The sequence below is a fragment of the Nocardiopsis trehalosi NBRC 14201 genome (genome assembly GCF_001552555.1).
Classification (GTDB): domain Bacteria; phylum Actinomycetota; class Actinomycetes; order Streptosporangiales; family Streptosporangiaceae; genus Nocardiopsis_B; species Nocardiopsis_B trehalosi.
In genome coordinates, this window is record NZ_BCRK01000270.1 from 1 (window position 1) to 5,700 (window position 5,700).

Genomic DNA, 5,700 nt, shown 5'->3' on the forward strand with positions numbered 1-5,700 from the left:
TCCCGGCGCCGCCTCACCGCCGCCGGTGCCGCCCGGTGGCACCCCGATGCCGCCCAGCGGGCGGCAGAGCCCCGGAGCGGGCGCCCCCGCCGACCGGCCCCCGGGAGGGCCGTGCGGCCGACGCCACCCGCACGGCCGCACGGCCCGGCAGCGGAGCGCCGCCCGCAACGGCACCGCCCCTCCCCCATCCCGGCAGCAGAACGCCCGGCACGCCCCCGCCGACCGGCCCCGGGAGAAACCCCGCCTCCGGACGTGCCCGGTCCCCCGCGCCGGCCCCGGGAAAGACCCCCCGCCTCCGGCCGCACCACGGGTCCCCCGCTCCGCCCCGCCCCCCGGACACGCCGGAGGGGCGGCGCCCGCCGGGCACCGCCCCTCCGAACTCCCCGACGCGCGGGCCGCGGCTAGTCGGCCGCCGCCGCCAGCGTCCCCAGGTACAGCTCGATGACGTTCGGGTCGTGCAGCAGCTCCGCCCCACTCCCGGTGTAGGCGTTGCGGCCCTGGTCGAGCACGTAGCCCCGGTCGCAGATCTCCAGGCACCGGCGGGCGTTCTGCTCCACCATGATCACCGACACACCGGTCGAGTTGATCTGCTTGACCCGCTCGAACACCTCGTCCTGGAAGATCGGCGACAGCCCCGCCGTCGGCTCGTCCAGCAGCAGCACGGACGGCTTCATCATCAGCGCCCGGCCCATGGCGACCATCTGCCGCTCACCGCCCGACAGCGCCCCCGCCTTCTGCCGCCGCCGCTGCTCCAGCAGCGGGAACAGCGCCGCCACCTCGGCGAAGCGCTCCCGGAACGTCTTCGGGCGCAGGAACACGCCCATCTCCAGGTTCTCCTCCACCGTCAGCGTCGGGAACACGTTCTGCGTCTGCGGGACGTAGCCGACCCCGCTCGACACCAGCTCGTGCGCGCTGCAGTTGGCGATGCTCTCGCCCCGCAGCTCGATCGTCCCCTCGCGCACGGTGAGCAGCCCGAAGATCGTCTTCACGAGCGTCGACTTCCCGGCCCCGTTCGGGCCGATGATCCCGACGACCTCGCCCTCGCGCAGCGTCAGCGTGCACCCGTTGAGGATGTTCACCTCCGGGATGTAGCCCGCCTTCACCTCCTCGGCGATCAGCAGGTACTGCGAGCGGTCGCCCACGGACTGCGCGCCGGCGTGCTCCAGGACCTCCTCGCGCGCCTCCTGGAGCGCGCTCGCCTCCTCCTTGGACTCCGGACCGTCGCTCATCCGCTCTCCTCCGTCCCGGCCGCACCCGCGGGCTCGCCCCGGTGCGCCCCCAGGTAGGCGTCGATGACCTGCGTGTTGCGCCGGATGTCCGCGGGCCGCCCCTCGGCGATCACCCTGCCCTCGGCCAGCACCACGATCCAGTCGCTGATGCCCATGATCACGTCCATGTCGTGCTCCACGAACAGGACCGTCATGCCCTCGTCGCGCAGCGCGGTGATGTGCCCCAGCAGCGACTGCACCAGCGCCGGGTTCACCCCCGCCATGGGCTCGTCCAGCATCACCATCGACGGATCGACCATCAGCGAACGCGCCATCTCCAGCAGCTTGCGCTGCCCGCCGGAGAGGCTGCCCGCCATGTCGTCCTTCTTGGCGTCCAGCTTGAACCGCTGGAGCAGGTCCAGCGCCCGCTCCCGGTTCACCCGCTCCTGCCGGCCCCACACCGGGCGCGCGAACGCGCCCAGCAGCCGCTCGCCGGACTGCCCCGGCGCCGCCAGCAGCATGTTGTCCAGCACCGTCATCCGGGTCAGCGCCTTGGTGAGCTGGAACGTCCGCACCATGCCCAGCCGGGCCACCCGGTGCCCGCCCAGGCGGTTCAGCGGGCGGCCCTGGAACGACCACGTGCCCGCGTCCACCCGGTCGAAGCCGGTGAGCAGGTTGAACAGGGTCGACTTGCCCGCGCCGTTCGGACCGATCAGCGCGGTGATCGTCCCCCGCTGCACCTCCAGGTGGTCCACGTCCACCGCGGTCAACCCGCCGAAGGAGCGCCGGACACCGTCGGCCGTCAGGATCGGGTCGGGCTTGGCGACACCCGGGACGGCCTCGACGCCCGCCATCCGGTCCACCGCCGCGCCCCCCTCCGGGGCGCCCGGAGCGGCGCCGCTCGCGTCACTTGACATTGACCAGCATCTCCTTGCGGTTGCCGATGAGCCCCTGCGGCCGGTACACGATGAGCAGCAGCAGCGCCACGCCCACGAACGCGTGCCGCAGCGCGCCGATCTCGGAATTGCCGATGAACTCCAGCACGCCCGCCGACGACAGCGCCCGCAGCGACTCGTCGAACGCCGTCAGCAGGAACCACATCACCATCGGGCCGATCACCGGGCCCCACGTCGTGGCCGCGCCGCCCAGCAGCAGCATCGCCCACAGGTAGAACGTCACCTGCGGCATGAACTGGTCCGGCGTGATGTTCTGCTGGTTCAGCGCGATCATCGCGCCCGCCAGGCCACCGAACACCCCGCCCAGCACCAGGCTCTGCAACTTGTAGACGAACACGTTCTTGCCGAGGCTGCGCACCGCGTCCTCGTCCTCGCGGATGCCCTTGATGACCCGGCCCCACGGGCTGCTCATCAGCGCCAGCGTGATCAGCAGCGCCACGGCGGCCAGGCCCCACGTCACCAGCATCACCCACAGCTGGTTCGCCGAGAAGTCGACGTCGCCGACGCCGTAGGAGCCCGACGGGATCGGGTTCACGTCGTAGAACCTGTCAGCGAAGCTCTGCCGGCCGTACACGCCGCCCGTCACCGGGCGGGCGAACTCCGCCCGGTACAGCAGCCGCAGCACCTCGGCCACCGCGATCGTCGCGATCGCCAGGTAGTCCGCGCGCAACCGCAGCGTCGGCACGCCCAGCAGCAGCGCCAGCACCGTCGCGCACGCCACGCTGACCAGGAAGCCCACCCACAGCGGCAGCCCGAAGGTCGTCACGCAGACCGCCACACCGTAGGCGCCGACCAGCATGAAGCCGACCTGGCCGAAGTTCAGCAGGCCCGTGTACCCGAAGTGCAGGTTCAGCCCGATCGCCGCGAGCACGTAGATGGCCGTGATCGGCCCGATCGCCGTCTCCAGGGAGATGGCGAGGATGTTCATGAAGTCCATCGTCCGTCTCCCTAGCCGACCCGCTCACGGCGGCCCAGGATGCCCTGCGGCCGCACCAGCAACACGACGATCATGATCGCCAGCGCCCACGCGTTCATGAGCTGCGGCGAGAACCAGAGCGTCGACAGCTGGGCGATCAGACCGATCGCCAGACCGCCCACCATGGCGCCGTAGGCCGTGCCCAGACCGCCCAGGATCACCCCGGCGAACATCAGCAGCAGCAGGTGGAAGCCCATCTGCCAGTACACCGTCTGGTTCAAGCCGAGCAGCACGCCGCCCAGCGCCGACAGCGCGCCGCCCATCCCCCACACGTAGAGGGTCACCCGGTTCACGTCGATCCCCGACGACTCCGCCAGGTCCCGGTTGTCCGCGACCGCGCGCATCGCCTTGCCGATCCGGGTGAACTGCAGCATGCTCGCCACCGCCACCAGCACGACCACCGCGATCACCAGGATGCCCAGGTCGCGCGGGGTGATCGAGAACGGCCCCAGGTCGATCGGCTCCTGGATGCGGAACTGCTCGTACTTGCTGCGGCTCGCGCCGAACACGATCAGCAGCGCGTGCCGCAGGATCAGCGACACCCCGATGGTCACGATGAACATCTGGATCAGCGCCACGTGCCGGCGCCGCAGCGGCCGCCACAGGAACCGCTCCAGCAGCAGGCCCAGCAGGCCGCCGCCGATGACGGCCACCGCGGTCGCCAGGATCAGCGGGTTCGCGACCAGGTTCAGGACCGGCACGTTCTCGACCACCTCGTGCAGCGACGAGAACACCGTCATGGTGCTGAACATCATCGCCACGACCGCGCCGAAGGTGACCATGTCGCCGTGCGCGAAATTGATCATCTTGGTGGTGCCGAAGATCAGCGACAGGCCGACCGAGGAGATCGCGATGATCAGGCCGAAGATGACGCCGGCCACCGCGAGCTGCACCGCCCGCTCGCCGAAGGACGCGCCCGAGCTCACCGCCGGGGCGTCGATCACCCCTTCCTCTCCGGCCTCCTCGCCCTCGCCGCCGGAGCCTCCGGCGTCGTCGTCCTCGTCCTCGGAGGCCGACGCGCTCGGCGACTCCTCGACGGCGCCCTCACCGGGCGGCGCCAGCCGGTAGACGACGGCGAACGGCTGCCCGTCCCGGACGGTGACGTCGCGCTCGGCGCCCGCGGGGCGCTCCAGCAGCTCGTACTCCTCCGGGATCGTCGCGGTGTCCAGGACGACGCGGTAGTCGCCCGCGTCGGGTACTTCCACTTCCCATTCGCCGCGGGAGTCGGTGGTCGCCGTGCCGATCTCCTCGTCCCCCTGGGAGACGGAGATGTCGATGCCCTCGACACCTTCGTCTCTCTCACCGCCGGGGACGCGGATCTGGCCGAACAGCGACTCACCGCCTGGGGCGTCTGCGGCTGCCGCGGCCGGGATCGCCATGATGGCGGCGATCACGGCGAGCAGCACAGTCACGAGGCGTGTGCGCACGCGCGCTCCTTGCGCATCTCAGTGTGGTGGTCCGGGAAGAATGCCCGAATCCTTGTGTTTCCGATCAGTGGGCGCGAGTTTAGCCCGATTTACCCTGGTCATTCAGCAGCTCTAAAGCCACGTGATGCAAACGTCATCGCTCCGTGCGCATCCGTGATGCAACCGGGACCGGCCGACGGTTGACCGGCACCCCCCGCACATGGGAGGAGCCCCGTCACGGCGGGTGACGGGGCTCTCCGTGCGCGCGGCGGCGCGGTGGACGGCGAAGCGGGGCGGGCGCCGCGCTACTGCGGTTCGCTCAGGGTCTCGACGACGGTCTCGGCGACCTTGCGCATGGTCAGCCGGCGGTCCATGGAGTTCTTCTGGATCCAGCGGAACGCCTCGGGCTCGCTCAGCCCGTGCCGGCTCTGCAGCAGCCCCTTGGCGCGCTCGACCAGCTTGCGGGTCTCCAACCGCTCCTGGAGCCCGCTGACCTCCGCCTCCAGCGCGGCGAGTTCGGCGTAGCGGCTCACCGCCATCTCGATGGCGGGTACCAGGTCGGCCTTGTTGAACGGCTTCACGAGGTAGGCCATGGCCCCCGCGTCGCGCGCCCGCTCGACCAGTTCGCGCTGGGAGAACGCGGTCAGGATGACCACCGGGGCGACGCGCTCCGCCGCGATGCGCTCGGCGGCGGACAGGCCGTCGAGGATCGGCATCTTGATGTCGAGGATCACGAGGTCGGGCCGGTGCTCCAGCGCGAGCCGCACCGCGGTCTCGCCGTCACCGGCCTCGCCCACGACGGCATAACCGTCCTCTTCGAGCATCTCCTTGAGGTCCAGCCGGATCAGCGCCTCGTCTTCCGCGATCACCACGCGGCTCTGCGTCGTCGTCACGTGAACGAGGGTACCGAGAACGTGTACGATCTGGGACGTCGGCGTGGCACAACGGGGCCAAGTCGATACACCGGTCCGGGTGGATCACGGAGAGTGAAAAATCGGACAAACCCGCCGGAATGATGGAATGGTAGACATAATGGTCTCAAACACCATGGTCCGAAAGGGCGTGTGGGTTCGAATCCCACTTCCGGCACTCGCCCCGCGCTGACCCCGCACCGGCGGCCCAGGTGGGACGGCTCTCCCGAGCCGTCCCACCTA

Annotated in this window: 5 protein-coding genes and 1 tRNA gene; 1 reads left to right on the plus strand and 5 read right to left on the minus strand. The window is 70.6% G+C overall.

Annotation, left to right across the window (positions count from 1 at the left end; translation table 11 throughout):
- Positions 1–401: 401 nt before the first annotated feature.
- The 5 genes from NT8_RS26855 to NT8_RS26875 all read right to left on the minus strand — a co-directional run bounded on the left by NT8_RS26855 (position 402) and on the right by NT8_RS26875 (position 5,418).
- The gene (locus NT8_RS26855; protein ID WP_067975554.1) at positions 402–1,229 is read right to left on the minus strand and encodes an ABC transporter ATP-binding protein; all 828 of its coding nucleotides are present in this window, start codon (positions 1,227–1,229) and stop codon (positions 402–404) included.
- On the minus strand, positions 1,226–2,125 hold the full coding sequence (locus NT8_RS26860) for an ABC transporter ATP-binding protein (protein ID WP_174549639.1): 900 nt from the start codon (positions 2,123–2,125) through the stop codon (positions 1,226–1,228). Before NT8_RS26860 ends, NT8_RS26855 begins: the two co-directional genes overlap by 4 nt.
- A complete protein-coding gene (locus NT8_RS26865) occupies positions 2,115–3,101 on the minus strand; it encodes a branched-chain amino acid ABC transporter permease (RefSeq protein ID WP_067975557.1) in 987 nt (328 codons plus the stop codon). The genes NT8_RS26860 and NT8_RS26865 overlap by 11 nt, the downstream gene beginning before the upstream one ends.
- 11 nt (positions 3,102–3,112) lie before the next feature.
- Positions 3,113–4,567 carry a branched-chain amino acid ABC transporter permease gene (locus tag NT8_RS26870; protein WP_245646352.1) on the minus strand — a complete coding sequence of 485 codons (1,455 nt, stop codon included), beginning with the start codon at positions 4,565–4,567 and terminating at the stop codon, positions 3,113–3,115.
- A gap of 284 nt (positions 4,568–4,851) precedes the next feature.
- Positions 4,852–5,418 carry an ANTAR domain-containing response regulator gene (locus NT8_RS26875; protein WP_067975564.1) on the minus strand — a complete coding sequence of 189 codons (567 nt, stop codon included), beginning with the start codon at positions 5,416–5,418 and terminating at the stop codon, positions 4,852–4,854.
- A gap of 134 nt (positions 5,419–5,552) precedes the next feature.
- Here NT8_RS26875 and NT8_RS26880 point away from each other — a divergent pair.
- Positions 5,553–5,635, plus strand: a tRNA-Leu gene (locus NT8_RS26880).
- The last annotated feature ends 65 nt before the right edge of the window (positions 5,636–5,700 follow it).

What these genes read in the sequence shown, in the direction of transcription:
- NT8_RS26860 (WP_174549639.1), bottom strand. Translation starts at nt 2,125, where the DNA reads ATGTCAAGTGACGCGAGCGGCGCCGCTCCGGGCGCCCCGGAGGGGGGC.
- NT8_RS26855 (WP_067975554.1), bottom strand. Translation starts at nt 1,229, where the DNA reads ATGAGCGACGGTCCGGAGTCCAAGGAGGAGGCGAGCGCGCTCCAGGAG.
- NT8_RS26865 (WP_067975557.1), bottom strand. Translation starts at nt 3,101, where the DNA reads ATGGACTTCATGAACATCCTCGCCATCTCCCTGGAGACGGCGATCGGG.